The organism is Streptomyces sp. NPDC054047, from assembly GCF_055585065.1.
This window is the reverse complement of the sequence record NZ_JBVJKV010000020.1, coordinates 17,349-42,173: the sequence shown is the minus strand read 5'-3', so window position 1 is coordinate 42,173 and position 24,825 is coordinate 17,349. Positions and strand designations below refer to the sequence as shown.

29 protein-coding genes, 1 tRNA gene and 1 pseudogene are annotated in these 24,825 nt (G+C 70.2%); 13 read left to right on the top strand and 18 right to left on the bottom strand.

The window, feature by feature from the left end; all coding sequences use genetic code 11:
* The first annotated feature begins 99 nt into the window (after positions 1-99).
* Both ACZ6ZP_RS42210 and ACZ6ZP_RS42205 read left to right on the top strand, forming a co-directional pair.
* Positions 100-1,566, top strand: a complete 1,467-nt coding sequence (locus tag ACZ6ZP_RS42210) for a S1C family serine protease (RefSeq protein WP_361470432.1) — start codon at positions 100-102, stop codon at positions 1,564-1,566.
* Between the two features lie 41 nt (positions 1,567-1,607).
* Positions 1,608-1,692, top strand: a tRNA-Ser gene (locus ACZ6ZP_RS42205).
* Between the two features lie 155 nt (positions 1,693-1,847).
* On the opposite strand, the gene ACZ6ZP_RS42200 is transcribed toward ACZ6ZP_RS42205, so the two are convergent.
* The 17 genes from ACZ6ZP_RS42200 to ACZ6ZP_RS42120 form a co-directional block, all read right to left on the bottom strand.
* On the bottom strand, positions 1,848-3,239 hold the full coding sequence (locus ACZ6ZP_RS42200) for a tyrosine-type recombinase/integrase (protein ID WP_469410527.1): 1,392 nt from the start codon (positions 3,237-3,239) through the stop codon (positions 1,848-1,850).
* Between the two features lie 71 nt (positions 3,240-3,310).
* A complete protein-coding gene (locus ACZ6ZP_RS42195) occupies positions 3,311-3,499 on the bottom strand; it encodes a helix-turn-helix transcriptional regulator (protein ID WP_469410526.1) in 189 nt (62 codons plus the stop codon).
* 178 nt (positions 3,500-3,677) lie between these two features.
* Positions 3,678-4,823 (bottom strand): DUF3631 domain-containing protein, encoded by a 1,146-nt coding sequence (locus ACZ6ZP_RS42190; RefSeq protein ID WP_469410525.1) that lies wholly within the window; start codon positions 4,821-4,823, stop codon positions 3,678-3,680.
* Positions 4,820-5,002, bottom strand: a complete 183-nt coding sequence (locus tag ACZ6ZP_RS42185; protein WP_469410524.1) for a hypothetical protein — start codon at positions 5,000-5,002, stop codon at positions 4,820-4,822. Before ACZ6ZP_RS42185 ends, ACZ6ZP_RS42190 begins: the two co-directional genes overlap by 4 nt.
* 167 nt (positions 5,003-5,169) lie before the next feature.
* On the bottom strand, positions 5,170-6,063 hold the full coding sequence (locus ACZ6ZP_RS42180) for a bifunctional DNA primase/polymerase (RefSeq protein ID WP_469410523.1): 894 nt from the start codon (positions 6,061-6,063) through the stop codon (positions 5,170-5,172).
* A complete protein-coding gene (locus tag ACZ6ZP_RS42175; protein ID WP_469410522.1) occupies positions 6,060-6,785 on the bottom strand; it encodes a DNA methylase in 726 nt (241 codons plus the stop codon). Before ACZ6ZP_RS42175 ends, ACZ6ZP_RS42180 begins: the two co-directional genes overlap by 4 nt.
* Positions 6,786-6,872: 87 nt before the next feature.
* The gene (locus ACZ6ZP_RS42170; protein ID WP_469410521.1) at positions 6,873-7,349 is read right to left on the bottom strand and encodes a hypothetical protein; all 477 of its coding nucleotides are present in this window, start codon (positions 7,347-7,349) and stop codon (positions 6,873-6,875) included.
* Positions 7,350-7,551: 202 nt separating this feature from the next.
* Entirely contained in the window at positions 7,552-9,672 is a 2,121-nt protein-coding gene (locus ACZ6ZP_RS42165; RefSeq protein ID WP_469410520.1) for an FtsK/SpoIIIE domain-containing protein, read from the bottom strand.
* 92 nt (positions 9,673-9,764) lie between these two features.
* Positions 9,765-9,935: a pRL2-8 gene (locus ACZ6ZP_RS42160; RefSeq protein ID WP_469410519.1), complete on the bottom strand. Its 171-nt coding sequence runs from the start codon at positions 9,933-9,935 to the stop codon at positions 9,765-9,767.
* A 2-nt stretch (positions 9,936-9,937) separates the two neighbouring features.
* Positions 9,938-10,255, bottom strand: coding sequence for a hypothetical protein (locus ACZ6ZP_RS42155; RefSeq protein WP_469410518.1), 318 nt, complete (start codon positions 10,253-10,255; stop codon positions 9,938-9,940).
* The gene (locus ACZ6ZP_RS42150; protein ID WP_469410517.1) at positions 10,248-10,604 is read right to left on the bottom strand and encodes an RRQRL motif-containing zinc-binding protein; all 357 of its coding nucleotides are present in this window, start codon (positions 10,602-10,604) and stop codon (positions 10,248-10,250) included. The genes ACZ6ZP_RS42155 and ACZ6ZP_RS42150 overlap by 8 nt, the downstream gene beginning before the upstream one ends.
* The gene (locus tag ACZ6ZP_RS42145) at positions 10,604-11,461 is read right to left on the bottom strand and encodes a protein spdB (RefSeq protein WP_469410516.1); all 858 of its coding nucleotides are present in this window, start codon (positions 11,459-11,461) and stop codon (positions 10,604-10,606) included. Before ACZ6ZP_RS42145 ends, ACZ6ZP_RS42150 begins: the two co-directional genes overlap by 1 nt.
* Complete coding sequence (locus ACZ6ZP_RS42140) at positions 11,458-11,904, bottom strand: Pycsar system effector family protein (protein ID WP_469410515.1); 447 nt, start codon at positions 11,902-11,904, stop codon at positions 11,458-11,460. The genes ACZ6ZP_RS42145 and ACZ6ZP_RS42140 overlap by 4 nt, the downstream gene beginning before the upstream one ends.
* The gene (locus ACZ6ZP_RS42135; protein ID WP_351167359.1) at positions 11,901-12,164 is read right to left on the bottom strand and encodes a DUF6284 family protein; all 264 of its coding nucleotides are present in this window, start codon (positions 12,162-12,164) and stop codon (positions 11,901-11,903) included. The genes ACZ6ZP_RS42140 and ACZ6ZP_RS42135 overlap by 4 nt, the downstream gene beginning before the upstream one ends.
* A gap of 191 nt (positions 12,165-12,355) precedes the next feature.
* On the bottom strand, positions 12,356-12,547 hold the full coding sequence (locus ACZ6ZP_RS42130; RefSeq protein ID WP_469410514.1) for a hypothetical protein: 192 nt from the start codon (positions 12,545-12,547) through the stop codon (positions 12,356-12,358).
* 69 nt (positions 12,548-12,616) lie between these two features.
* On the bottom strand, positions 12,617-12,832 hold the full coding sequence (locus ACZ6ZP_RS42125) for a hypothetical protein (protein WP_351167362.1): 216 nt from the start codon (positions 12,830-12,832) through the stop codon (positions 12,617-12,619).
* Positions 12,833-12,915: 83 nt separating this feature from the next.
* Positions 12,916-13,296, bottom strand: coding sequence for a RapZ C-terminal domain-containing protein (locus ACZ6ZP_RS42120; RefSeq protein WP_469410513.1), 381 nt, complete (start codon positions 13,294-13,296; stop codon positions 12,916-12,918).
* 395 nt (positions 13,297-13,691) lie between these two features.
* On the opposite strand from ACZ6ZP_RS42120, the gene ACZ6ZP_RS42115 reads away from it, so the two are divergent.
* The 4 genes from ACZ6ZP_RS42115 (at position 13,692) to ACZ6ZP_RS42100 (ending at position 16,641) form a co-directional block, all read left to right on the top strand.
* Positions 13,692-14,462: a GntR family transcriptional regulator gene (locus tag ACZ6ZP_RS42115; protein WP_469410512.1), complete on the top strand. Its 771-nt coding sequence runs from the start codon at positions 13,692-13,694 to the stop codon at positions 14,460-14,462.
* Positions 14,443-15,006, top strand: coding sequence for a GNAT family N-acetyltransferase (locus ACZ6ZP_RS42110; protein ID WP_469410511.1), 564 nt, complete (start codon positions 14,443-14,445; stop codon positions 15,004-15,006). Before ACZ6ZP_RS42115 ends, ACZ6ZP_RS42110 begins: the two co-directional genes overlap by 20 nt.
* A 439-nt stretch (positions 15,007-15,445) precedes the next feature.
* The gene (locus tag ACZ6ZP_RS42105) at positions 15,446-15,670 is read left to right on the top strand and encodes a hypothetical protein (RefSeq protein WP_351167378.1); all 225 of its coding nucleotides are present in this window, start codon (positions 15,446-15,448) and stop codon (positions 15,668-15,670) included.
* Positions 15,671-15,924: 254 nt separating this feature from the next.
* Entirely contained in the window at positions 15,925-16,641 is a 717-nt protein-coding gene (locus tag ACZ6ZP_RS42100; protein WP_469410510.1) for a sensor domain-containing protein, read from the top strand.
* Between the two features lie 143 nt (positions 16,642-16,784).
* Here the strand turns inward: ACZ6ZP_RS42100 and ACZ6ZP_RS42095 are convergent, their stop codons facing one another.
* Positions 16,785-17,657, bottom strand: a complete 873-nt coding sequence (locus tag ACZ6ZP_RS42095; protein ID WP_351167382.1) for a bifunctional DNA primase/polymerase — start codon at positions 17,655-17,657, stop codon at positions 16,785-16,787.
* Positions 17,658-18,027: 370 nt separating this feature from the next.
* Between ACZ6ZP_RS42095 and ACZ6ZP_RS42090 the strand changes: the two genes are divergently transcribed.
* The 7 genes and pseudogenes from ACZ6ZP_RS42090 to ACZ6ZP_RS42060 all read left to right on the top strand — a co-directional run bounded on the left by ACZ6ZP_RS42090 (position 18,028) and on the right by ACZ6ZP_RS42060 (position 24,657).
* Positions 18,028-18,339 (top strand): hypothetical protein, encoded by a 312-nt coding sequence (locus tag ACZ6ZP_RS42090; protein ID WP_351167384.1) that lies wholly within the window; start codon positions 18,028-18,030, stop codon positions 18,337-18,339.
* 356 nt (positions 18,340-18,695) lie between these two features.
* A complete protein-coding gene (locus ACZ6ZP_RS42085; protein WP_469410509.1) occupies positions 18,696-19,904 on the top strand; it encodes an acyl-CoA dehydrogenase family protein in 1,209 nt (402 codons plus the stop codon).
* Positions 19,901-20,809: a bifunctional MaoC family dehydratase N-terminal/OB-fold nucleic acid binding domain-containing protein gene (locus ACZ6ZP_RS42080; RefSeq protein ID WP_351167388.1), complete on the top strand. Its 909-nt coding sequence runs from the start codon at positions 19,901-19,903 to the stop codon at positions 20,807-20,809. Before ACZ6ZP_RS42085 ends, ACZ6ZP_RS42080 begins: the two co-directional genes overlap by 4 nt.
* 1 nt (position 20,810) lies before the next feature.
* Positions 20,811-21,914 carry an acyl-CoA dehydrogenase family protein gene (locus tag ACZ6ZP_RS42075; protein ID WP_469410508.1) on the top strand — a complete coding sequence of 368 codons (1,104 nt, stop codon included), beginning with the start codon at positions 20,811-20,813 and terminating at the stop codon, positions 21,912-21,914.
* 35 nt (positions 21,915-21,949) lie between these two features.
* Positions 21,950-22,336, top strand: a pseudogene (locus ACZ6ZP_RS42070) (MaoC family dehydratase); the annotation flags it as partial.
* Positions 22,337-22,473: 137 nt separating this feature from the next.
* Positions 22,474-23,640 (top strand): lipid-transfer protein, encoded by a 1,167-nt coding sequence (locus tag ACZ6ZP_RS42065; RefSeq protein ID WP_469410507.1) that lies wholly within the window; start codon positions 22,474-22,476, stop codon positions 23,638-23,640.
* Between the two features lie 81 nt (positions 23,641-23,721).
* On the top strand, positions 23,722-24,657 hold the full coding sequence (locus ACZ6ZP_RS42060; RefSeq protein ID WP_469410506.1) for a DUF1906 domain-containing protein: 936 nt from the start codon (positions 23,722-23,724) through the stop codon (positions 24,655-24,657).
* The last annotated feature ends 168 nt before the right edge of the window (positions 24,658-24,825 follow it).

The following is a 24,825-nucleotide window of genomic DNA, read 5'->3' as shown; positions in this document are numbered from 1 at the left end:
CCCTGACAGCCCATGGGAAAAGCTGACTGCAGACAGATGCACAGTTGGGCACAGCCAGGCCGTGACCGAGAACGACAGCGTGGACCGAGGAGAAGAGCTGTGAGCACCGAGAACGAGGGCACCGAGGTACCCCCGGCCCCGTCAGCGCCTCCTGTGCCGGTGGAAACTCCCGCTGCTTCCGCCGAGCCGACGCACCCTTCCGCACCCGACCTCGCGGCGCCGTCCCCCGCGGCGTCCGCCCAGGAACCGACGGCGCACCAGGCTCCCGCGCACGCCGGTGCCGCCGCGGGCGCGCCCCAGCACGCCGCCCCGCACGCCTCCGGTGCCGGCGCCTGGCCGCCTCCGCCGCCGCCCGCCGTTCCTTCGTACGCCCAAGGTGGCGGCTCGGGCTCCGGGTGGGGCGCGTCGTACGCGGCGCAGCACCCCGAGGGGCCCAAGCCCGCGAGCCGACGCGGTGGTCTGATCGCCGCGGTGCTCGTGGCCGCCCTGGTCGCCGGTGGTGTCGGCGGCGGCATCGGCTTCTGGGCGGCCGACCGGAACGACAACAGCACGGGCTCGACCACGGTGTCCGCGTCGGACACCCCGGCCGACCTCAAGCGCGACCCCGGCACGGTCGCCGACATCGCGAACAAGGCGCTGCCCAGCGTCGTCACCATCGAGGCCCAGGGCGGCAACGGCGAGGGCGGCACGGGCACCGGCTTCGTCTACGACAAGCAGGGCCACATCCTCACGAACAACCACGTCGTGGCCTCCGCCGCCGACGGCGGGAAGGTCGCGGCGACGTTCTCGGACGGCAAGAAGTACGACGCCGAGGTGGTCGGCCGCGCCGAGGGCTACGACGTAGCGGTCCTCAAGCTCAAGAGCCCGCCCTCGAACCTGAAGCCGCTCCCCCTGGCCAACTCCGACAAGGTGGCCGTCGGCGACTCCACGATCGCCATCGGCGCGCCCTTCGGCCTCTCGAACACGGTCACCACCGGCATCGTCAGCGCCAAGGACCGCCCGGTGACCTCCAGCGACGGCGCGAGCAGCAAGAGCTCGTACATGAGCGCCCTGCAGACCGACGCCTCCATCAACCCCGGCAACTCCGGCGGCCCGCTGCTCGACGCGGGCGGTGCGGTCATCGGCATCAACTCCGCGATCAAGCCCGCGGAGAGCGGCGGCGGCCTCGGCGGAGGCGGCCAGTCCGGCTCCATCGGCCTGGGCTTCGCGATCCCGGTCAACCAGGCCAAGTACGTCGCACAGCAGCTCATCAAGACCGGCCAGGCCGTCTACCCCGTGATCGGTGCCTCGGTCGCCCTGGAGGAGAAGGCGGGCGGCGCCACGATCTCCCAGGAGGGCGCCAGCGGCACGGAGGCGGTCACCCCGAACGGTCCGGCGGACAAGGCGGGCCTCAAGCCCGGCGACGTCATCACGAAGCTGGACGACACGGTGATCGACAGCGGCCCGACCCTGATCGGCCAGATCTGGACCCACAAGCCGGGCGACACCGTCGAGATCACCTACACGCGCGACGGCAAGGAGCACAAGGTCGACGTGGTCCTGGGCGAACGCAAGGGCGAGAGCTGACCCGCTACTCTTGACCCCGCACCGCCTGAGCGGCGGTGCGGGGTGGGTTGCCCGAGCGGCCTAAGGGAACGGTCTTGAAAACCGTCGTGGCGAGAGTCACCGTGGGTTCAAATCCCACACCCACCGCAGCAGGTCAGAGTATTGACTGGTCAGAAGGGGTGCCCCTCCGCGAGGGACACCCCTTCTGCGTTCACCCTGTCTCACCCTGACTCGGGTTGTCCCACCTTTGACCAGTGCGTGCGGCCAACCTGTGGCCAAGCGGCAGGCACCATAAAGCCTGGTCAGGCGCCTTCGGCCAGAGCGGCATCAATCATCTGGTTCGACACCGTCTGTTGGCCGCGAAGGATCTTCGCGTAGAACCGCCACAGCACCGCCGGACTGTGACCGGCACGCCGTGCGACTTCCACCGGGTCGACGCCCGCTTTGATCCACAGCGAGACCCCGGAGTGCCGGAGCGAGTACGGGACGTCTGCGAGCGGCGTGGCCGCTTCCTCCGGTGTGAGCGCAGCCTTTCGGGCCTGTTGCCACAGGTCTGTGTACTCGGTGGACCTGATCCGACCGCCACGGGCTGCACGGAAGAGTCGACCGTCCTCCGCCGTGCCGAACTGGTCCAGATGTGCACGCAGCATCGCGACCAGTGTGGGCGGGATCGGCACGGGGCGCGTGGCCTTGCGCGCCCGCCGCTTCAACCCTCGTTCCTCGAACGAGCGGCCGTCATCGGTCCAGCCCGAACCGACTTCCGGGCGACTCTGCGTGAGCACCAGTTCCCCCCAACCCTCGGCAGGGAGCTTGCAGTTCCGCCTCATGAGCGATGCCACTTCGGATGGGCGCATAGCGGCGTAGTAGAGGCAGCCAAAGAACGCGTGCAGATGCGGGCCGCGCCCGCCAGCAGCCCGTACCGCGTCGATCAGCCGTCGTGTCTGCTGTGGGTCTGGCACGTACTGGAAGTCCACTTCATCTGTGGTGTCCGGCGCTGCCCAGTCGATTCGCCCCAAGGGGTTCGCAGGAAGTACCTCCCGCTCGACCGCGTAACGCATGGCATTGCTGAACACCATCCGCTTACGCCTCATCGTGTTGTCCGCCGCACGCTTTCCGTCCAGCCGCTTGGACAGAGCAGTTAGGGCACGTCGGATGTTGTCCGACTCGGCCACCTCGATCACTTTGAGCGAGGCGCCGGACACCCAGTCCAGGGCGCAGCGGACATCGCGCGGAATGTCCTGCTCGGCATCCTTCAGAGCCCGGTGCTGCCCGTCGTTCCCGAGCGTGACCCTGAACGCCCATCCCTGAAGAGCGTGGCGCAGGACGAGTGAGTCCGGTGCCCCACGGGAGGTTGAGACGAGTGCCACGGTCAGGGCAGTCAGGGCCTCTGCGATGCCAGCACGATGCTTGGCAGACGCGTTGGGCCACTTCATGAGCGCGTACGCACAGGCGTGTTCGTACCAGGTCGGAGACGTCGCCTCCCGGAGTTCTGAAGCAGGGAGCCCCGTAGCGACGTCGAACGCTTCACCAGCGCCAGCGGCTGTGACGAGCTTCGCTCGACGGGCGTCCGCGAGTGTCTTCGTGGCAAAGGGCTCTTGGTGGACCTTGCCTGCCACGGTCCAACGCACCTGGAAGGGTGCCGACTTGCTCTCGCGGCGGCGGATGCCCCAGATCCGCACGTTGTGGCTCTTCATAGATCACCTCATGACGGAGGGGACCGCCGGAAGCGGTCCCCTCAACGGTCCTTTGATGGTGTGGCGTTGATTCAGGCGGCGCGCTGGTCGCAGCTCTCCCACCACGCGTCCAAGTCGGCGCGGTTCACGCGGATCTCGCCGTTAGGGAGTTTTTGGAGGCGGGGGGCCTGGCCACGTGCGCGCATGCGGTAGAAGGCGGCGCGGCTCATGCGGATCTCGGTGAGGACTTCGGACAACTTGAGCTTCTGTGGGCGTGCCATGCCATGGACTCCTTGGACAGAAGGAGGGGGGCTTGGCCCCCGTGTCTCTGAGGGCCGCTACTTCCGCTACCTCCGCTACCTCGCAGGTCAGAGGGCCTGTCGGAGGTAGCGGACGGGGTAGCGGTAGCGGATAGGTAGCGGCAAGCCGCACGGCTTGCCGCTACCTCGTTATCGCTGGTCAGGCCAGGTTTTCGGTGCCGGGTAGCGGAGGTAGCGGACTTTCGGGGGGTGGGGGGCAGTAGCGGGCCCACGCGTCGTGGAGATCGGCGGTGTAGTAGCCCTTGAGGACGCTTCCGGCGGTCTTGATGTTGCGGGAGGTGATGGGTTCGTTGTCGCCCGTCATGTACTCCGCGAGCATCTTGGAGAGGCGCCGGTTGTCGAGCGGCTTGCCGTTCAGATCGGCCCACGGTGCGTCGTCCAGGGCGTTGAGCCGGTCCAGGATGGCGATGGTGGGCAGGCGGTCGATGCCGCCCATGACGTGGTCGCGTAGGTCGGTCAACAGCCTTACGCCGAGGCTGCCTTTGTCGTTGGCCTGGGAGGCGGTCACCAACGTCACGCATGCCTCGCGTGCCCTGGCGGGCCAGTCGCCACCGGCCGCGTCGGCGATGGCGAGCAGGGGTTCCCACACATCTGCCGGGCGGTCGCTGACGCCTTCGGGCATGTCGGGCCAGGCGCCCATGACGAACCCGCGTGCGTGCTCGGCCCATTGGGCGAGGCGGTCACGGAGCTTGTGGCCCTCGGCCTCGTGGATGCGGGCGCGGAAGGGTTCGATGCGCTCGTTGCGGGCCCGCCGGCGCATCCGGATGATGACGGACCGCGTCATGATCGTGTCCGGCAGGTTCCCGAGTCCGGCAACCGCGACGCCTGCGTACGAGGGGAAAGCCTGAACGGTCTGGTTGCCGCCATCGCCGATGCACCGGTAGGTGACCCCCGTGCGGCGGTGGCCTGCGTTGAGGAATCCGCGCAGTTCCTCGTTGTCGCCTGCCTTCGGGCCAAAGATCGTGTCGATCTCGTCGAACAGGATCGTGGGCCGACCGTTGGGGTTGGACACGGACCGGAAGAGGGCGGCGGCGGACGCGTTGACGGCCGTCATGGGGTCGGGCACGAGGGTTTCCACGATCTCCAGCGCCCGTGACTTCCCGGAACCCGGCTCAGGGGAGAGGAAGGCGAGGCGTGGGGTGGAGTCGAAGCAGTCGAGTAGGTGAGCGTGGGCATCCCACAGGGCGACCGCGACGTAGGCGGCCTCGTGGGGGAAGACGTTGAAGCGGCGGTGAAAGGCTTCCACCTCGTCGAGCAGCGCGGCCCCGTCGATGACGTCGGTCATGCGGCGGCCCTCCCTTCCTGGGGAGTGCGGAGCGGGCAGGTTTCGCGGTGGGCGGCGTGGTCGTCGATGAGGGCGAGCACGCGGGGCTTGCCAACGGCGCTGCGGTCACGGCCGCACAGGCACCGTGACGTCGCGGTGGGCACCGCGCCGCGCGGGGCGACGATGTGCAGCCACGCCACGGGATACCGTCCGTCACCGGATGGCGGGTCAGGGCGAACAGCAATGGGGACGCCTTCGGCGACGCCCCTCGGCTCGCCCACGGCCGTCCGTGGTGCGGTGGGTTCGGCGGAGCAGGGGCCCGACGGGGTGCGGGTGATGCTCTTCAGAGGAGGACGGGGTGGCGTGCTCATGCCGCTTCCCGGCGACGCTGGTTGTGGGCGATTGACCAGTTCAGTGCGCTGCGCAGGGTCGCGCGGCACTGGGACGCTGGCAATCCGGCCGCCTCGCCCGCTCCCTGAAGAGCATCCTCGACCGACGATCGGGGCAGGTCGCCCCACGCGATGAACCGCCCCAGGGCGCGCGCCGCCGCGAACAACTTCGCCTCGCGCTCCCCCTGTTGGGCCCCGGAGACGTTGCGGGTCTCGTTGGCGAGCGCGATGTCAGCGTATCTGCTGGATTGTGCCGTTACGGCCACTGAGGGGGCCTGTGACGGCTTGGGGGCGGGCTTGAGGATGCACAGCAGCCATCCGGGCAGTGGGGCCGCCACGGGGCCGCCTACGGCTTCATAGGGGCCGGCGGGGGTGGTGCTGCCCGCTGCGACGACGTAGCCGCCCCATGCGCGGGTGTCGACCAACGGGGCGATCGTGCCTGCCGTATTGGCCAGCCGCACGTCGGGCGGCGTGGTGAAGTACAGGTGCTGTCCGCCGCTCGCGGTCCGCGTCCGGCAGGTAGCCGGGACGGTGCGGCCGGTGCGCTCGCAGAGCGCCTTGAAGGTCGTCACGCCGCAAGGCGTGTCCGCACTGCTGTTGGTCTTGGGCATGTCGAGATCGACGACCAGCAGCCCGGAGGGGCCGGTGGCGATGCCGACGTTGAACGCGCCGTGGGACCAGGTGGCGCGGATGCGGTCCGCGTCGGTGGTGGCGCGTTGCTCCCACTTGCGGTGGCCGCTCGCGCAGACGCCGGTGCGGGGGCAGGAGGCTTCGCCGTGCAGGGCGGGGCGCTTGGTGCCGGGGCGGAGCGGGAAGACGTGCCAGCCGCGTTCGGCGGCCTCAAGGGCCGCGTTCAGCAGGATCTCGCTCATGCCGCCACCCCCAGCACGCGGGAGGCGAGGAAGGCGCGGCCGATGTGCTCGCTGTAGGCGGGTGGGATGGCTTCGGTCAGTTCCTCGCGGACATCGGTCCAGTCGATGCCCATCGCGGCCTGAAGCTCTGGGATCGTGGGCTTGCCCCCGCCGTTGCCGTAGGCGGCCACGTACGGGCCGTCGAAGTACCGGCCGTGGCGGTAGCCACGTACGCGGCCCCGGTGTGCGACGTGCGCCGGCTGCTCGATGCTCCAGCCGCCCAACTCGAAGTTGCGATGCCGGATGACGCCGAGCCCGAACATCTCCCCGCACAGCGTGAGGTCTTTGCGGATCTCCGCGCGGCCGTTGGGCTGCTCGATCACGTACGGGAGGCCCGTGCGCTCCAACAGTGCGCGGGTGGGCGCCACGAGGTCGACGTGCGTACCGCCCCAGCCCTGGGACTGGTTGGTGCCCACGGTCAACGCGCACCCTGCCTGACAGGGGCAAGAAGCGTGCACGAACGCGTACCGCTCGATCTCGCCCGTCGAAATGAGGCACGCGAGGTATTCCAGCGCATCGCCTTGGTGCTGTGGGAAGGGGTAGTTGGACCGGTCGGCGATGTCGCAGCCGTGCACGCGGAAGCCCGCGCGGGCGTAGCCCATGCCTGCGCCGCCCGCGCAGGAGAACAGGTCCAGCAGTAACGGCCGGTGGCCGTCTCGCCGGATGCGGGTGGGTTGCGTCATGCTGGAGGTCTCCAGTTCTGTGAAGAGTGCTGGTGACAAGGGCGGCCCCAGTTCTTTGGCGAGATGCGGGGGCCGCCCTTGGCGTAGCTACTGCTGGTTGTTGGTCTTGGCCCACACGCCGTTCGTGCGGCTGTGGACGTTGCGCCGGTCCTGGTAGACGGGGCCCTGGTAGTGGTGGTGGACGTTGGGGGCGGGCTTGGCCCGCTGGACGAGCCGGGCGAGGGCGAGCAGGAGGGCGGTGGGGGCGCCGAAGACGAGGCCGCAGACGATCGGGTCGGCGAACTGGGAGACGTACATGAGCACGGCGGCGGTGCCGCCGACCATGACGGTGGTGGTGCCTCCCGCGAGCATGAGCACGCTGGCATCGGTGGCGCCCTGGCTCATCGGGGGCCGTCCGGGCTGAGCTACGGCCGGGGCGTCACCGTGGGCGGGGAGGGGAGCGTCGTCGCGGTAGGCGGTGGGCCGGTAGGCGTCCGCGATGATCCGGCGGGCTTCGGTTTCGGCCTGGGCTTCGCTCAGTCCGGGGCTCGGGGTATCGGTTTGAGGGGGTGTCTCGGGATGCATGCGGAATACCTTCTGGGATGGGGCAGGGAGGCGGAGGCACCCCCTGTCGGGTGGCGTGTGGAGGGGGTTTCAGGGGGCTGACCTGCGGCGCCTCCCTGCCTCCCTGAGCGATCATTTGTGCAGGTCAGGGCGAGGGAGGCGGGTTAGGGAGGCGGTCAGGGAGTTCTCCCTGCCTCCCTGACTAGAAGCGGCTTGCCTCCCTCTACTTCGCGGCGGAAGCGGAACCGTCGCCCTCGCGGTTCTTCAGGGCGCGGCTGAGGCGGTCGGCGGCGATGACCATGCGGCCATCCGACTTGTAGGGCTCAGCGCCGGTGCCGTCCAAGGCGCGCTTGAGGTCGATGAACGACCACTTGCCGTACGTGTCGCTGTCGAGCGTCGCCAACCGCTTGAGGACGTCCTGGGTGAGCAGCCGTGGGGAAGTGCCGAGCACGGCGGCAATGTCGGCGAGCCGGTCACGCTCCTCGCCCCGTTCGATGGCGTGCAGGGTGGTCACGCCGTCGCGCAGGGCCTTGGCGCGCTCCGTGATGGCCTCGGCCGCGTCGTCGTCGATGTAGTGCGTGCGCACCGTGAGGGACGACTGCCCCTGCGGGATGTCGATCCCGGACGAAGCAACGACCAACGTGCCCTGATCCAGGCCCGGACGAAGCAGGTTCGGCGCGGCCCCGCCGTCCACGGCCTTGTCGCCCAAGGCCATGCGCGCCTGGGATTCGGTGCCCAGCGCGAGCGAGGCGCGGGTGTGGGCGCCCTCGCGGACTAGCTTGGGCAGGTTCTCGTTGGTGGGGTCCTGGGTGCCCTGCCACATCAGGACGTTTACCGCACGCCCCTGGTTGTGGATTTTGCGGACGGCCATGAAGTAGCGGGAGTTGGCCTTCGAGCCGCCATAGGGGCGCTTCTCGTCGTCCTTGGCCGGGCACATGAACGCCACCTGCGCCTCGTCAACCAGCACGATGAGCGCCGGGAAGACAGTGCCGGGCGGGGCCTGGATGCGGCGGTTCATCTCCTCCACCGCGCCCTCAACCATCTCGGTCACCTGGATGACGTGTTCGTCGGTGGGGCCCTGGATGAGGGTGGTGGCCAGGCCGTCGAACATGGCCCAGTCGCCCACGCCCTTGAGGTCGCCCATCAGGAACTGCACCGACCGATCCAGCGCGACCCACAGCGCGAGGGAGCGCAGGGCCACGGTCTTGCCCTGGTTCGACAGGCCCGTGATGAGCAGGTGGCGCTGATACAGGCTCAGCGCCGCCGCGTCGCCGCGCAGGTCCTGGCCCCAGGGGGCGCGGCCCTTGGCGTAGTCGGCGGTCATCGACTCGTCAGTGACCAGCGGCGACGGCCCGATCGGCTCGTCCAGCGCGCCACTGTCGGCGATCCAGAGCCGCACCGTGCGGGCGGCCTGGGGGATGGTGATGAACACCTCGTGCTCGTGCCGGGTCAGGTTCTCCGCGAGCTTGCGCCGCTTGTTCTGCACCTCGATCGTCGACACCCCGGAGGGAAGGGTCACGTCGACTTCCACGCCGCATCCGGCGATCCGGATCGGGCCGAGCATGGCGGCGCCTGCGTCGCCCATCTCCTTGATGGCATTGCGCAGGGCGGGCACCCCGAGGTCGCGCAGGGCCTTGACCACGATGGACGGTGTGATCGGCTCACCCTCGCCGTTGCGGACGTTGGCGGGCAGTGCCCAGTTGGGGGCGGCCTGCTGCTTGTGGCCGACGGCCCACAGGGCGAGCAGCGCGAGGAACGGGCCGATCGTGAGGGCGGGGCCCCAGACGACTTGCACGATCCGGATGAGCAGGCCGATGAAGTCGATGGTGGCGGCGAGCGGGGTGATGACGTCGGCGATGTTGCCGTTGTTGATGGCCATCACGATGCCAAGCGCCACCAGAGTACCGATGCCCATGCCTGTGCCGACCAAGGCGCCCTTGGCCGCATCCACGGGCGAGTGGAGCAGGTCCATGCGGCGGCGGTGGCGCGCGTCGCGGAAGCGCTGAAGGCGCTCCTCCCACTCCTGGGCCACCTCATAGTTTCCTGCGGCTTCGGCGGCCCGCAGCATGCGTTCGTAGCGGGAGCCGGTGCGGCCGTCCCAGGTGCGGCGGGCCACGATCCGCGTGCCGCCCACCACGTACATGCTGTGGCGGGCCATGGCACGGGCGGCCGTCGTGGTGCGCTCGTCGGTGGCGATCCGGCGCAGGGCGCGTCCGGAGCGCACCCACAGCGGCACGACCGGCGCGGCGACAGGTTCGGGGACCACGCTCAGGGTGGTCACGGTCGCGGTGCCGGCAGCGGGTGGGGCGGGGTTCTTGTGCAGGTGAACGACGTTGTCACCCATGGCGGAAAGACTCCTGACTACCCCTTCCGGGGCGGGAAGTTGAGGGGCGCCGGGGCGTCCGTGAAGCGAGGTCGCCCCGGCGCGGGGTGCGCTCAGAACCAGCGGGAGGGCTTCTTGGGCACGAGGGAGGGGCAGCCGTTGACCATGTGGTTCAGGCACGGCGTGCAGTCCTCGCGCGGTTTGAGGCGGCGGTGGATGCTCTTGTCGTGGGCGTGCTGCCAGCACTGCGGGCACTCACCGGGAGGCGCCGGTTTGGCGGCCATGGTCACCACCACCCCGACGACTTTTTGGCGGCCTTGGCCTTGGCGTTCTCGTTGACGATGCGCTGACGCTCGGTCTGCATCGCGGCGATCTCCGCGATCAGCCGGGTCTCGGCCGCCTGCCAGGCGGTGTCGGCCTTGGTCACGGCGCGGTCGGGGCTCTTGTGCCGCGCGACCTTGACGGAGGTGCTGACGACGGCGGAGGCGACGGCGCGCCGTTCGCGGCTCTCCAGCGGCCACATCTCGCGATTCTGGACGGCGGCCAGCTTGCGGTTCGCCTGCTGGATCTCACGGTCCAGGCGGCGGGTGTCGGGCTTACCCATGGCAAGCACTCCTCGGGGAGTCGGAGGGTTCGGGGTAGGCGCAGGGCACGCACGAGCCGAGCGATGCAGGGATGACGTAGCCCGCATCGCGGCAGCAGGCGGGGCACACGCGGCGCGCAGCGTTCGCCTTGGCCAGAGCCGCCCATCGGGCCGGGGTCATCGGCCGCATGGGCTTGGCGAGGTCGACGCGGTAGAGGTAGGCGACCAGCGGTTCGCGGCGGCGGCGTGGCCGTTCGAGCTGCGCGGCCACGCACTGACCACCGGGCCGCAGGCCGCGCGCCCGGAGTTGGCGGCGGGTGGCGTAGCCGTCCGGGGCCAGGTGCCACCGGAAGACCGGCAGCGTGGCCATCAGGCGACGCGCTTCCACGCGGCCCGCAGCCGGACCTCCGAGGCGGAATGGCCGGACGCGCGGAAGCGGGCGGCCATGTCGCGGTAGGACAGGGCGGGGTGTTCACTGGTGCGGATCTCGTCGACCAGCAGATCCAGCTCCGTATCCGTGAGCGCGGGGGCGGCCGTCTCCAGGGCCGGAACCGGCTCGGTCGGACCCCAGATCGGAAGGTCCCAGCGGGCCGTGACGCCGGGCGTGACGGAGGCCGTCACGCTGGTCAGCGCCTTGCCCGTGCCTTCGCCCTTGCGGGCCGTCTCCAGCGTCGACCACGCCCCCGACAGGGTGCGGGCGGTCTTGGCCTGGACGCGGGCGACGCGTGCCCCGGCGGCCGTCACGGCCGTCAACCGCGTCTCCTCCGTGGCCGCTTCAGACCGCAGCCGGGCACGGGCCACGGCCGCCTCGTCGCGCGCCTCCTGCTGAATCCCCTGGATGGCGTCCAGCGCGTGCGGGGTGAGCGCGGTCCGCTCCCACATGCCGTGCACCAGCCACAGCGCCTTCGCGGCGATCGGCAGCCACGCCACCGCCAGCCACGCACCGGCGGAGTCCTCGGCACTCACCCCGTGGGCGACCAGGACCCCGGCGGCCAGGAGCCCGAAGGACCAGCCGACGGCCGTCACCACGCGGTTGTGGTCGCCCTGCGCGGCGAGGCGCCGTTCGTAGGCGAGAGTGGCCAGCCATCCCCCGTCGATGCCGAGACCGACGACCAGGGCGACCGGCCACGGCACCGCCGTGCCGAGCCACATCACGACCACGGCGAGGGTGAGCACCATGGACACGGCCGTCATCGCGACGGCCGGAAGCACCGTCTTCGCCTTCACAGCGCACCCCCGACCGCGATGAGCGCGGCGATGATGAGCAGGGCCCCGCCCGCGCGGGTCAGGTCGACCGCGCGCTGAAGGCTGGTGAACTTGGCGACCGCGATGCGGGACAGACCCGCGATATCCGCGCTCAGGTCCGTCGCGAGGGTGGCGCTGATCTCCTCGGCCGTGAGCGTGGCCCACAGCGGGAAACCGTGACGGCCGCCCAAGTTCGGGCGCACCGACCGCAGCAGCAGGCCCGCCGCGGCGAGCAGCAGCGCCGTACCGAGCCCGCCCACCACGTAAGCGGGGGCAGTCAGGGGCGCGTCTTTGGCGATCGTCCAGGTCCCGGCGAGCAGCGCGCCGACAAAGGCGAGCAGCAGGCTGGTCTTGGTGTCGGTGCGGGCGATCTCGGCCTTCACCTCAGCGTGTGCGGCCGTCAGCTTCGACTCGGTGGCACTCACGCGCCCACCCCCGGCAGCACGATGGCGGCGTTGGCGAGGGTCACGCGGGCGGCGAGGGCCTTGCGGCGGGCCCGGCGCAGGCGCCTGGCGTCCAGCTCGTTGGGTGTGCGGTCCAGGGTGATGATCTGCGCATCCAACAGGTCGACGTCCGCCAGGATGACGGGCATCTCCTGCTCGATGGCGTCCAGCTCAGCGGCCGTGGGTTCCATCCACGGCTCGAAGGCGGTAACAGCGTCCTGAACAGTGACGATGTGGTTCATGGGTCGTGTTCTCCCTAGCAGGTGGCAACGGCCCAAACAGCACCCCCGGAGTGCCAGCTCCGGGGGTGCGCGCCGTTGAGAGGAAGCCGCGGTGAGCGCGGCGGAGCGGTCAGCGAGTGCGACCGCAGTGCCCCGGCCAGGAGTCGAACCCAGCCTTGCGACCATCGGGGCGATCGTGCGGGGGCGGCGATCTAGCGGCGGTTGAAGGTCATGTTGAGCCCGCCGTGGTTGTCGCCGTTGATCACCTGCGAGGTGCTGTTCTCGCCGGTGACGACGACGCTGTTGTTGATGACCTGACCGCCGCCGGTGCTGATCACCTCGGCGCTCTTGGCGTCGATGACGTTGCCCGCGTCGCCGTTGTGGATCTCGTTGTGCTTGGCCATGACGTATCTCCATCTCAGAGGTGCGTGCGTGGATGAGCGGTGAAGGTTGGTGTGGGACGGTGCGCGGACTCAGATCGGGTGCTTGGGCTGCCAGGTACCGGCCTTGGCCTCCGACAGCTCGTCGAGGAACCCGTCGGTGGCAGCGCGCATGCTCTGCGCGCCGGGCGAACCGGCCTCTTCCAGCGCTTTGGTCGCGCCGTGCGCGGAGGCAACGTCCGCCTGGATGTCGGCGATCAAGTCGTCCTGGTCGATGCTGCCGGGCTTCATGAAGTGGCGTGCAGTCACAGCGATCTCCTCGGTTGCAGAGCGGCCGGACGGGCTGTCCGGCTCCCCTTGCCGCCCGGATCACCGGGCGACGCGGGCAGCCGTCAGCGCTGCACGACGGCCTTGCTCAGGTCCCGGTGGGAGACGGTCACCGAGTGCCCGGCTGCCGTGAGCTGCTCGGCCAGGGCGCGGGCGAAGGTGGGCGCCCGATGGCGGCCGCCGGCGCAGCCGTCGGCGACGGTGACCGTTCCGGCGCTGGGGCCGGAGGCGAACGCGGCGACCGCCGTGGCGGTGGCCGCCACCAGGTCCGTGATGCCGGGGGTGCGCAGCACGGCGGTACGTACCGGCTCGTCATCGGCCGTCATGTACCGCAGCTCCGGCGACACGTGCGGGTCGCGGAAGTGCTGGCGCAGGTCGATGGTCAGGTGCGCGGCGGGCGGGGCCTCGTGCAGGTAGCCGAACGAAACGATCTCAACAGCGCTCATGAAGGACTCCCAGGAAACGAAGGGGTGTTCCGGCTCCCCTCAGCGCTGCTCGTACGAGACGAGCAGCGGAGGCAACCGGCCGCAGCGCGGAACGCTGCGGAAGGTGAAGTGATGCGTTTGTCTCCTTCAGGGCGGGCGGCGGTAGAGCCGCCACGCCTGTCGAAGGCGTATGGAGACGTGACCTTTCGGTCTAAGCCCTCCGGCTGACAAGGCGCCGGGAAACCTCCCCCCGTCCGATGCGGGGCTCCTGGTCTGCAAGTACTGCTGTACGTGACACCCCGTACGACTTGTCTGGAGGAGTGCCGTGAGATGAGAATGCCCACTCGGTCTTGGAGAGTCAAGCCCCCTGGTCTAACTTGTATGGAGGAGTTAGACCGGTGAGACGGAGGGGACACGTGCGACGCGGACTTACGAAGGCGCAAGAGATCGCGGCTGACCTGCGAGAACAGATCGATTCGGGTCAGCTTGAAGGCGGCCAAGCGCTTCCCAGCGAAGCCAAGTTGATGAGCCAGTACGGCTACAGCCGTGAAACCGTGCGCGCCGGCGTCCGGGCCCTTGTCGATGAGGGCCTAGTCGTGACCGGGCAAGGGCAGGGGAAGTACGTCCGCGAGGACTACCCCCCAGTCGTGTGGAACTGGACGACGCTAGAGAGCCGCAAGCGTCACGCCACTGCCGTGGAGGGTCGGACGGCTGGTGACCAATGGGCCAGCGCCGTTGCCGATGAGGGCAAGAGCCCTCGGCAGGAAATCAGTGTCTCGATCGTCGAGCCCCCGAAGCACGTCCATGACGCGCTAGCTCTGTCTGAGGGGGGACTGGCGGTGGCGCGCAAGCGGGTGCGGTACGTCGACAACCGGCCGTACGCCCTCGCGGACTCGTACTTTCCCCAGGAACTCGTTTCCGGCACCCCGCTCATGGAACCCCGTGACGTGTCCGCACCCGGCGGAGTGCTCGCATCCGTCGGCCTTGTTCAGGCGACGTACCGCGATGAGATCGCCGTACGGATGCCGACACTCAAGGAGGCTGAACTGCTGGCTCTGCCGTCGGCCACACCGGTCGCGGAGCACACCCGGACTGGTTACGACGGAGACGGGAAACCTCTTCGCTGCATGGTCACGATCCTCCCAGGAGACAGGCACAAGATCCTCTATGAAGTCGATGCCGACTGAGTACCTTCGCCCTGCCGCAGCCGAGGACGTACCCGCGCTCATGGCGCTGCGGACGGAAGCTGAACAGTGGCTCCATGCGAGAGGCACAGATCAGTGGAATGACCGCGAGGCTGGCGCGAGAGCCATCAGCAAATGGCACGCCACGATCGATGACGGGCGGGCCTGGGTCGTCGTCGACGACAGTGGGGCGGCACTGGCTACCGTCAGCCGTGGGCCCATTGACCGAGACTTCTGGAACGACGACGACAAGCCGGAGTCCGCGTTCTACCTCTACAAACTGATCGTGGCGAGATCGGCGGCAGGCAGGCAGCTCGGTGTTCGCATCGTCGACTGGGCTTCTCGGGTTGCCGCGCTGGAGGGACGCGAGTGGGTTCGTATCGACACTTGGCGCACGAACACAGATCTGCAGGCCTACTACGAGCGTTTGGGGTTCAAGCACGTCCGGACGGAGGCGCCTTCGCACCGTCGGTCCGGCTGGCTCGCACAGAGGTCATCGGACGCCATTTCTCTCCCAGAGGACCCCTTGGCTGTGGGCAGACACTGAGGCTCGCGCCTGACCTGACCGGAGTGCCCAAACTGAGGCCCGTGGCCATCCTCTGGCCAACGTGAGGCTACGGGCGTGGCAGCGTCGGGCCCCCGTGCAGGTCGGAGGCCCTTTGGGTGTGGGAAACCGGCTGGTCTTGAAAACCGTCGTGGCGAGAGTCACCGTGGGTTCAAATCCCACACCCACCGCAGTGGTTGAGAGCCTCTGACCAGCGCAATCGGTCGGAGGCTCTTCCTCTTTTCCGGCCCTCGTGACGTCCCGCCCTTCCCTCCGGCCCTGGGCCGATCACGCACGCGGGGACTGGAGCCCAGGTGGCCTAAGCCATGGATGAACCCCGTACTCCACGTGGCCGCTGCGCGGCGAGCCTAGGAGAAGGTGCGGGCCGAGTGAGGTGTCGTTCTCCGCGGAGATCACTGGATTCGTCTCAGAGGAGAAACTCGTGTTGAAGCGCATCGCATCTGCCCTCGCCGTAGCCACCGTCGCCGGGTTCCTGGCCGCCGGTACCGCCGTCGCCGACGACCCGAGCACCACCATCAGCGAGGGCCGCTACGCAGGCCAGACCTTCACCAACATGGGCGGCCCCTACGGGATCACCACCGCCGGCCAGGCGGACGGCGGGCACCGGGACGGGACCGCCCTCCACGGCTTCGGCTTCGACGGCTGACAGTCGGCAGTCTGCTGTTCGAAAGGGTGCCTCTCATTGAGGGGCACCCTTTCGCGTGTGGGGGCGTGTGGGGCTTCGTGTGTGTGGGGGAGCGCGTGGAGGCGTGTCTCACCACCCTGGCCGGGGGTGGTGCCAGTGACACCCCCGAGAGGCCGGGTCGCCGTATGTCGCGGGCCGTCGGGATTCGCGAGCCTTGAGGACGTCAGCACGGCACGTCCCCACCACCTCCCCACCGTGAAGATTCGAGGCCCGTCATGAGTACCAGCGCCCTGCCGTACGCAGCCGCTCCCACCGCTCCCACCGCTCCTTCACCCGTGCGCTCCGCCGGGTCCCCGGGCTTCTGGCGTGCACCGTTTTCCGGTTCCACCTACCGGGAGATCGGCTACACGGTGACGTCGCTGCCCGTCGCCATCGTCGGCTTCACCTTCGCCGTGACGATGTTCGCGCTCGGCCTGGGCCTGTTCGTCACCGTGCTCGGACTGCCGGTCCTCGCGGCCGCTCTGGCCGGTGCGCGGGGGTTCGGCGCCGCCGAGCGGGGGCGGGCGCGGGCGCAGCTGGGGCTCGACGTCGCCGGGCCCGCTGCCGTGAAGGCGCCGCGGGACGCGGGTGCGTGGGCGGGGATGCGGGCGCGGCTCTCGGACGGTGCGGGCTGGCGGGCGCTGCTCTTCCAGGTCGTGATGTTCCCGTCGCGCGTGGTGTCCTTCGTTCTCAGCGTCACCTTCCTGGTCACCGGCTGGGTGGTCGCGCTCCTTCCGGCGTACACCTGGGTCTTCCCGCGCTACCTCGACTGGCCCGGCTACCGGGTGTTCGACTACACCTCCGGTGGCGAGCAGCACGCGTTCTACCTGGAGTCGCCGGTGCAGATCGCCGGGGCATCCCTGGTCGGCCTCACCATCGTCTTCCTCACCCCGAAGCTGGTCCGCGCCCTGACGAACATCGACCGTGCGGCCGTGCGTTCGATGCTCGGTTAGCGGTTAGCGGTTAGCGGTTAGCGGTTAGCGGTTGGCGGTTGGCGGCTTGTGGTTAGCGGCTTGTGGGGCGCCGGGGAGCGTGCAGGCTGGGTAAGGGGCGTCCGCCATTGCGGGCGTCCCTTACCGCGTCCCTTCAGGGGGCTCTACGCGTACCCCGTCAGGCGCGCCGCCGAAGCGATCGTCGAGCGTGCCTCGCGCTCCGTCAGGCCGACCTGGACCGCGGCATCGGTGAGGTCCTCGGTCAGGGACTCGCCGATGCCGTTCTCGTAGGCGCGGCAAGCAGCCCAGAACAGGCGGGTGTTGCGCTGGCCCTCGTGCGCGGCGAGCACGAACTGGACTAGGCCCTGGCCCCGTTGGGGCGGGGCGGGTGCCTGCGGGAGCGTGGGGCGGTAGACGCGGGGCGGGGGCATCAGCAGGCGCAGCAGTGCGGGCGGGCAGCTCGCCGGCGGGAGATGGGCGGTGCCGGCCACGGTGCTGTAGACGCCGTGCTCGGTGCGCGAACCGGGGCCGACGAGATAGCCGCCCGCGCCACGGATGTCGATGCCGGGGGCGAGGCGCCCCGCCGAGTTGGGGACGACGGCGTCGGGCGGGCCCGCGAGCCAGATGTGGCGGCCACCGCTCGGGGTCGCCACGACGACCGTCGCCGGGATCGTGAACAAGTGGCGCAGCGCCAGTTCCCGCAGGGCCGCCGGAGCATCCGTACCGGACTTGGTGTCCAGGTCGATGCCGATCAGATGGTGCGGGGGCAGCCCGCACGCGATCCCGTAGCCGGTGGCCCAGGGAGCGGCGGCGAAGAGCTCGCGGATGCGGCGGGGGTCGGTCGACGCGTCGTACACGCCGTGTCCGGGGCGGCCGCATTCGCCGTGGCAGGGGGTCGGTTCGGGCTGCTCGTGGTGGGGGGAGCGGAGCGCCGGCAGCTTGGTGCGGGAGAGCGGGATGACGGCGAGGCCGCGCTCGGCGGCTGACAGGGCGTGGGCGAGTACGAGTGCTGTGGCATGGCGGTCGATGGTGGCCATGCCTTCATTTTCGTACAGGTGTTCGAAGAAAGGAAGAGGGGGCGGCACGGCGCGCGGACGAAACGCGGGCGCGCCCGTCGATCTTCAGGAAGTGGCGGAACGCTTCAGCGCGTGCGGCGCCTGGGTTTGGGCGGGTTTTTAGGTGCTGAGCAGGGGCTTTGTGGGAGCCAAGCATGTTTATCGACTTGTACTCACGCTTGCGGGGGAATTGGGGCTTCCGGGGTGGTTCGCCGGGGATTCGGTGGGCAACTCTGGAGTCGCGACGTCGTGCAGAACACCAGGGGCGGTCGGCCAACTGCCCCGGAACAAGCCGCACTTCAGGTACTCCCGGCGCGTCGCCGGTGCGTACCCCCGTAACGGAGGAATTCACATGGCAAGCATCCGTACCGCCCGCGTCATCGCTGCAGCCGCGGCCCTGCCCCTGGCTGCCGCACTCTTCACGGGTGTCGCGACGGCCGACAACGGCTCCTTCGCGAACGACGGATCGAATGCCGGCGTGGCGACTGTCAACGGCAGCGGCGTCGGCGGCAACAACAGCGGCAACTCGTCCACGTCGCAGCAGCAGGCAGTCGGTTCGGGCGCCTCGAACCAGAACAACACCGCCCAGGTGAACGGCTCGGCGTTCACGGCGATCGACCAGTCGAACGAGAACGTCGCCGTCAACTTCACCCACCTCTGGTGAGGTGACGGCCCTCCGGGACACCTCCCGGGGCCCGCTCGATGGGGTGTGTGACGTTCTGCGCGGCGGTGCATCTGCACCGCCGCGCAGGCGTGTTCGGGGTACGCCCTCCCGCCTCGGGTGATCTCTCGCGAAGCCGGGGCGATCCCACGGCGTTCGGATACGGGGCGATCCCACGGCGCTCGGGTGTGGGGCGACCTCATGGCGCTCGGGTGTGGGGCGATCTCATGGCGACCGCATCCCGGGTGATCTCTTGACACCACGACAGTTTCTGACGGACAGTCAGAAACCATTGTCGGTGCGGCGCGTCGGTGCGCCGCCCGTACGCGGACGCCGTACGCGAAGGAGAGGCCGCCCCCGTGCACCTCGCCCCCACCGAACGCCAGCAGCAGCTGCGCGCGGAACTGCGCGCGTACTTCCGAGATCTGATGCCCGGCGGGCCGCCCGAAGGGAACGACCTGGAGGGCCAGCGCCGACTGCTGCGGCGCATCGGGGCCGACGGCATGCTCGGCCTCGGCTGGCCGGTCGAGTACGGCGGCCAGGGGCGCGGTCCCGACGAGCAGTTCGTCTTCTTCGACGAGGCCTACCGCGCGGGCGCGCCCGTATCGATGGTCACCCTGAACACCGTCGGGCCGACCCTCATGAAGTACGGCACCGAGGAGCAGAAGGCCGCCTTCCTGCCGCGCATCCTCAGCGGCGATCTCGTGTTCGCGATCGGGTACAGCGAGCCGTCGGCGGGGACGGATCTGGCCTCGCTGCGGACGCGGGCGGTGCGCGAGGGGGAGACGGAAGGCGAAGGCGCGGGGACGGAGGCCGCCTGGGTCATCGACGGGCAGAAGATCTTCACGTCGAACGCCCAGAACGCCGACTGGATCTGGCTGGCCTGCCGCACCGACCCAGAGGCCCCCAAGCACCAGGGCATCTCGATCATCCTCGTGCCGACCGACGCCCCCGGATTCTCGTGGACGCCCATCGAGACCGTGGGCGGTCTGACGACGACGGCGACGTACTACGACGGGATCCGCGTGCCCGCCACGAATCTCGTCGGCGAGGAGAACGGCGGCTGGGGGCTCATCACCAACCAGCTCAACCACGAGCGGGTGGCGCTCGCCGCGATCGGCATGCAGGCCGAGGACTTCTACGCCGCGGCCCTCGCCTTCGCCCGTACACCCGATCCGGTGACGGGCGAACGCCGGATTGACGCTCCGTGGGTCCGGTCGAGATTGGCCGAAGCGCAGGCACGGATTGCGGCAACGCGCCTGCTCAACTGGCGTTTGGTGGGGGATGTCGGGGCGGGCGCGCTGGCGCCGGGAGACGCGAGTGGCGTGAAGTTCATGGGAACCGAATCGGCGGTGGAGGTGTACCGAATATGTCAGGAAGTCACGGGCGAGACCGGTCTGGTGCGGGCCGGTTCACCTGGGGCCCTGGCGCTCGGCACGGGTGGTGAGGGGGAGTTGGAGCGGATGAACAGGGCGGCACAGATCAATACGTTCGGGGGCGGGGTGAGCGAGGTGCAGCGGGAGATCGTGGCGACGATGCGCCTCGGGATGCGGAGGGGACGGCGGTGACCGATCTTTCGTACGAGACGTTGAAGGCGTTCGAGGGGCGGGCGGCCGCCACGTCGGGCGTGGGCAAGGACCCGGTGAACGAGCCGATGATCCGGCACTGGTGCGAGGCCATGGGGGACGCGAACTCGGCCTACGCGGGGACGGATCCGATCGCGCCGCCGACCATGCTCCAGGCCTGGACGATGGGTGGGCTCTCCGGGCACCAAGGGCGTTCGCCCGCTCACGAGGAGCTGTTCGCGCTCCTGGACGGCGCGGGGTACACCTCGGTCGTCGCCACGGACTGCGAGCAGGAGTATCTGCGGGCCCTGCGGCCGGGGGACGAGATCACCTTCGACGCGGTCATCGAGTCGGTGTCGGAGCGCAAGACGACGAAGCTGGGCACGGGGCACTTCGTCACGACCCGGATGGACGTCAGAGCGGGCGGCGAGCCGGCGGGCACGCACCGCTTCCGGATTCTCAAGTACGCGCCAGCGCAGCGGAAACCCCAGGGCAAGCGGCCCCGCCCCGTGATCAATCGGGACAACGCCGGGTTCTGGGAAGGCGTGGCCCGGCACCAGCTCCTGATCCAGCGCTGCGGTGGCTGCCAGGCGCTGCGCTTCCCCTGGCTGCCCGGCTGCAATGCCTGCGGGTCGCTCGAATGGGACACGGTCGAGGCGAGCGGCGAGGGCACGATCTACTCGTACGTCGTCATGCACCACCCGCCCTTCCCCGCCTTCGATCCCCCGTACGCGGTCGGGCTCATCGACCTGGCGGAGGGCGTGCGCATGGTCAGCAATGTGGTGGGCCTGCCCAGCGACAAGGTGCGGATCGGTCAGCCGGTGCGGCTCGAATTCCAGCAGGTGGACAAGGAATTGGAGCTCCCGGTGTTCCGGGTCGTCGAGGGCATGACGGGGGGCGAGGTCTGACATGGACTTCACACCCACGGAAGAACAGGCCGCCGCGCGGGACCTTGCCGGAGAGATCTTCGGAGACCTGTCCACACCCGAGCGACTCGCGGCGGCGGGCACGGGGTCGGATGCCGAGCTGTGGAAGGCGCTGTGCGCGGCGGGGCTGCCGGGTGCGGTGGAGGACGTCGGGCTGCTCGGGCTCGTGCTGCTGGTCGAGGAGCAGGGGCGGACGACGGCACAGGTGCCGTTCGCGGCGAGCTGTGTCTATGGGCTGCTCGCGGTGGCGGCGCACGGCACGGCGGAGCAGCGGGGGCGGCTGCTGCCGGGGCTGCGGGACGGTACGGCGGTCGCGACGGGGGCGTTCCCGGCGCGGGGCGGCGTGGTGGCCTCCGCGGAGGGGGCGCCGGCCGACGGGACGACTGGGGCGCCGGCCGGCGGGTCGACCGGGGCGCTGACCGGGGTGGTGCCCTGGGTGCCCTGGCTGCGGGATGCCACGGAGGTCCTGGTGGCGGTGCGTGATCCCGCGCCGGGGGGTGGGCACAGCCTGTGGAGGGTGCGGGTGGCCGACGCGGAGGCGGAGCCCGTGGAGCTGACCGCGCCCTGGGCGGCCGGGCGGCTGGTCCTGGCCGGGACTCCCGGGGAGCGGATCGGAGGGGAGGGGGCGTACGACGACGTCCTGGCGAGCGCGCGGACAGCTTTCGCCGGGCTACAGGCCGGGGTGTGCGCGGGGTCGCTGGCCCGCGCGGTGGCCCACACGAACGAGCGGGAGCAGTTCGGGCGGCCACTCGCGGCCAAGCAGGGGGTCCAACTCCGGGCAGCGGACGCCCATATGGACACCGAGGCGATACGGGTCACGGCGTACGAGGCGGCCTGGCGCCGTGACACGGGACTGCCGTACGGCACGCATGCGCTGACCGCCGCGTGGTGGGCGTCGGAGGGCGGCAAGCGCGTCGTGCACGCGGGCCAGCATCTGCACGGCGGCATGGGGGCCGACCTCGACCACCCCGTGCACCGGCACTTCCTGTGGGGGCGGCAGCTGGACGCCTACCTGGGAAGCGGGAGCGAAGTACTGCAGGAGATGGGCGACTTGATCGCCGCGAGCGCGCAGGAGGGGACGGGATGACGGGGGGACGGTATGTCGGAGGAGGAGAGGGCCGCGTGAGGGTCGGGGACGAGCTGCCGGAGCTCACCATCCCGGTCACCCGGACGCTGATCGTCTCCGGTGCGATCGCGTCGCGGGACTACCAGGACGTGCACCACGACTCGGTGGCCGCCCAGGAGAAGGGCTCCCCCGACATCTTCATGAACATCCTGACCACGAACGGCCTGGTCGGCCGGTACATCACGGACCACTTCGGCTCCGGGGCGATCCTGCGCAAGGTGGCGATACGGCTGGGGGCGCCGAACTATCCGGGGGACACGATGGTGTTGACCGGTTCCGTGGAGCAGGTCGAGGGCGATACGGCCACGGTGCGGGTGGTCGGGGCCAACGGCATCGGCAAGCACGTCACCGGAACGGTCAGGGTCACGGTCCCGGGCGGGGCTTCCGCCGGGCCACCAGGCGGGGCGTCCGGCGCTGCGTCCGTCGGGAAGTCCGTGGGGGCGTCCAACGGGCCTCCCGGCAAGGCGCCCGGCAAGGTCTCCGGCAGGGCGCACCGCGAGGCGTCGGCGGGGGGCGCGGCATGAGCGTACATACGCGCGATCACCTGGGCGGCAAGGCGGCCGTCGTCGGGATCGGGGCGACCGAGTTCTCCAAGGACTCGGGGCGCAGTGAGCTCAGACTCGCCGTGGAGGCGGTGGGCCTCGCGCTCGACGACGCCGGGCTCGGCCCCTCCGACGTCGACGGCATGGTCACGTTCACCATGGACACGAACCCGGAGATCACCGTCGCGCAGGCGGCCGGGATCGGGGAGCTCTCGTTCTTCTCACGCGTCCACTACGGCGGAGGCGCGGCCTGCGCGACCGTCCAGCAGGCGGCGCTCGCGGTGGCGACCGGAGTGGCCGAAGTCGTCGTCTGTTATCGCGCGTTCAACGAGCGTTCGGGGCGGCGGTTCGGCTCGGGCGTGCAGCACAGGGAGCCGTCGGCGGAGGGCGCGGCGCTCGGCTGGGCCCTGCCGTTCGGGTTGCTGACCCCGGCCTCCTGGGTGGCGATGGCGGCCCAGCGCTATCTGCACACCTACGGCCTGACCCCCGACGCCTTCGGCCATGTGGCGGTCACCGACCGGAAGTACGCGGCGACCAACCCGGCGGCCTATTTCCACGGTAAGCCGATCACGCTCGCCGATCACGCCGCCTCGCGCTGGATCGTCGAGCCGCTGCGGCTCCTGGACTGCTGTCAGGAGACCGACGGTGGGCAGGCCATCGTCGTGACGAGCGTGGAGCGGGCCCGGGATCTGCCGAATCCGCCGGTGGTGATCACGGCGGCGGCCCAGGGCGCGGGCCGGGCGCAGGAGCAGATGACCAGCTTCTACCGCGACGACCTGAGCGGGCTGCCCGAAATGAGCGTGGTGGCAAGGCAGTTGTGGCGGAGTTCCGGTCTGGCGCCCGGGGACATGGACGTGGGCATTCTCTACGACCACTTCACGCCGTTCGTGCTGATGCAGCTGGAGGAGTTCGGTTTCTGCGAGCCGGGTGAGGCGGCGGACTTCGTGGCCGAGGAGGCGCTGCCGCTGAACACGCACGGGGGGCAGCTCGGGGAGGCGTATCTGCACGGGATGAACGGCATAGCGGAGGCCGTCAGACAGGTGCGCGGCACGTCCGTGAACCAGATACCGGACGCCGCGCGCACTCTGGTCACGGCGGGCACCGGTGTCCCCACGTCGGGGTTGATTCTGGCGGCGGACGGCTGAACGCGGCGCGTGTTCCGGGCGTGGCGCGTGCGTGGCGCGGGCTCCGGGCCCTTCACTCTGCGTATGCGTTGCAGAAAGCTGATGATGGGATTTGTCCTCGCCGTCGCCCTCACCGCCCTGGCCGAGGGCGTACCGCCGACCATCGCCGTGAGCCGGGCCGAGGCCGTGGGCCGCGAGGCCGGAGCTGGGTCCGGAGCTGGAGCTGGAACTGGGGCCGGAGCCGGAGTCGGGGCCGGAGCCGGAGCCGGAGCCGGAGCCGGGGGCGGAGCTGAGGGCCGTGCGGCTGGGTGGCCCGCCGGGGTCTCGACCTTCCGGGGCAAGGCCTTCGACACCTGCCTCGCCCCGTCCGCCGACACGATGCGCCGCTGGAAGGCCTCCGCCTACGGAGCGGTGGGCGTCTATTACGCGGGCCGCGGCCGGGCGTGCAAGCGCCAGCCTCAGCTGAACCGCGCCTGGATGCGCACTGTGCGGGGGCAGGGGTGGAAGGTGCTGCCGGTGTACGTCGGTTCGCAGTCGCCCTGCGTCATCGCGAAGCACAAGAAGCACGTACGCATGGGCCGGTACCCCGTGCGGCAGGGGACACGGGAGGGGCGTGACGCGGTACGGAAGGCGAAGGCACTCGGGATGCGGCGGCTCAGCCCGCTCTACTTGGACATGGAGGCGTACAGCTACCGGCAGAAGGAGTGCGCCCACGGCACGCTGGCCTTCGTGCGGGCCTGGGACCGCGAGGTGCGCAGGCTGGGGTACGTACCGGGGTTCTACAGCAGTGCGAGCTCCGGCGTACGGCACATGGAGGCGGCGCGGAAGGCAGGAGTGCGGGACCTGCCGGGGGTGATGTGGTTCGCGCGCTGGCACACGCGGCCCCACCTGTACCGCGAGCCCGCGCTGAGCAAGGGCGCGTGGCACCCTGAGCGGCGCATCCACCAGTACGCGGGGAACGTGAAGGAGCGGCACGGCGGACGCACGCTGAAGATCGACCGGAACCTCGTGCACGCGCCGGTGGCCCGGATCGGCTAGGGCGGGAGACCACCCGGGCCGGACCGTGGGCCCGGCCGTCGGGCCCGGCCGTCGGGCCGTACCGGAGTACGGCCTCTCAGGGGTGAACCCTCAGGGGTACGCTCCGCCTCCTCCACCTTCAGGAGGTGGGGCTACCACCCCGCGTACAACCTGAGGCGGACACCTCTT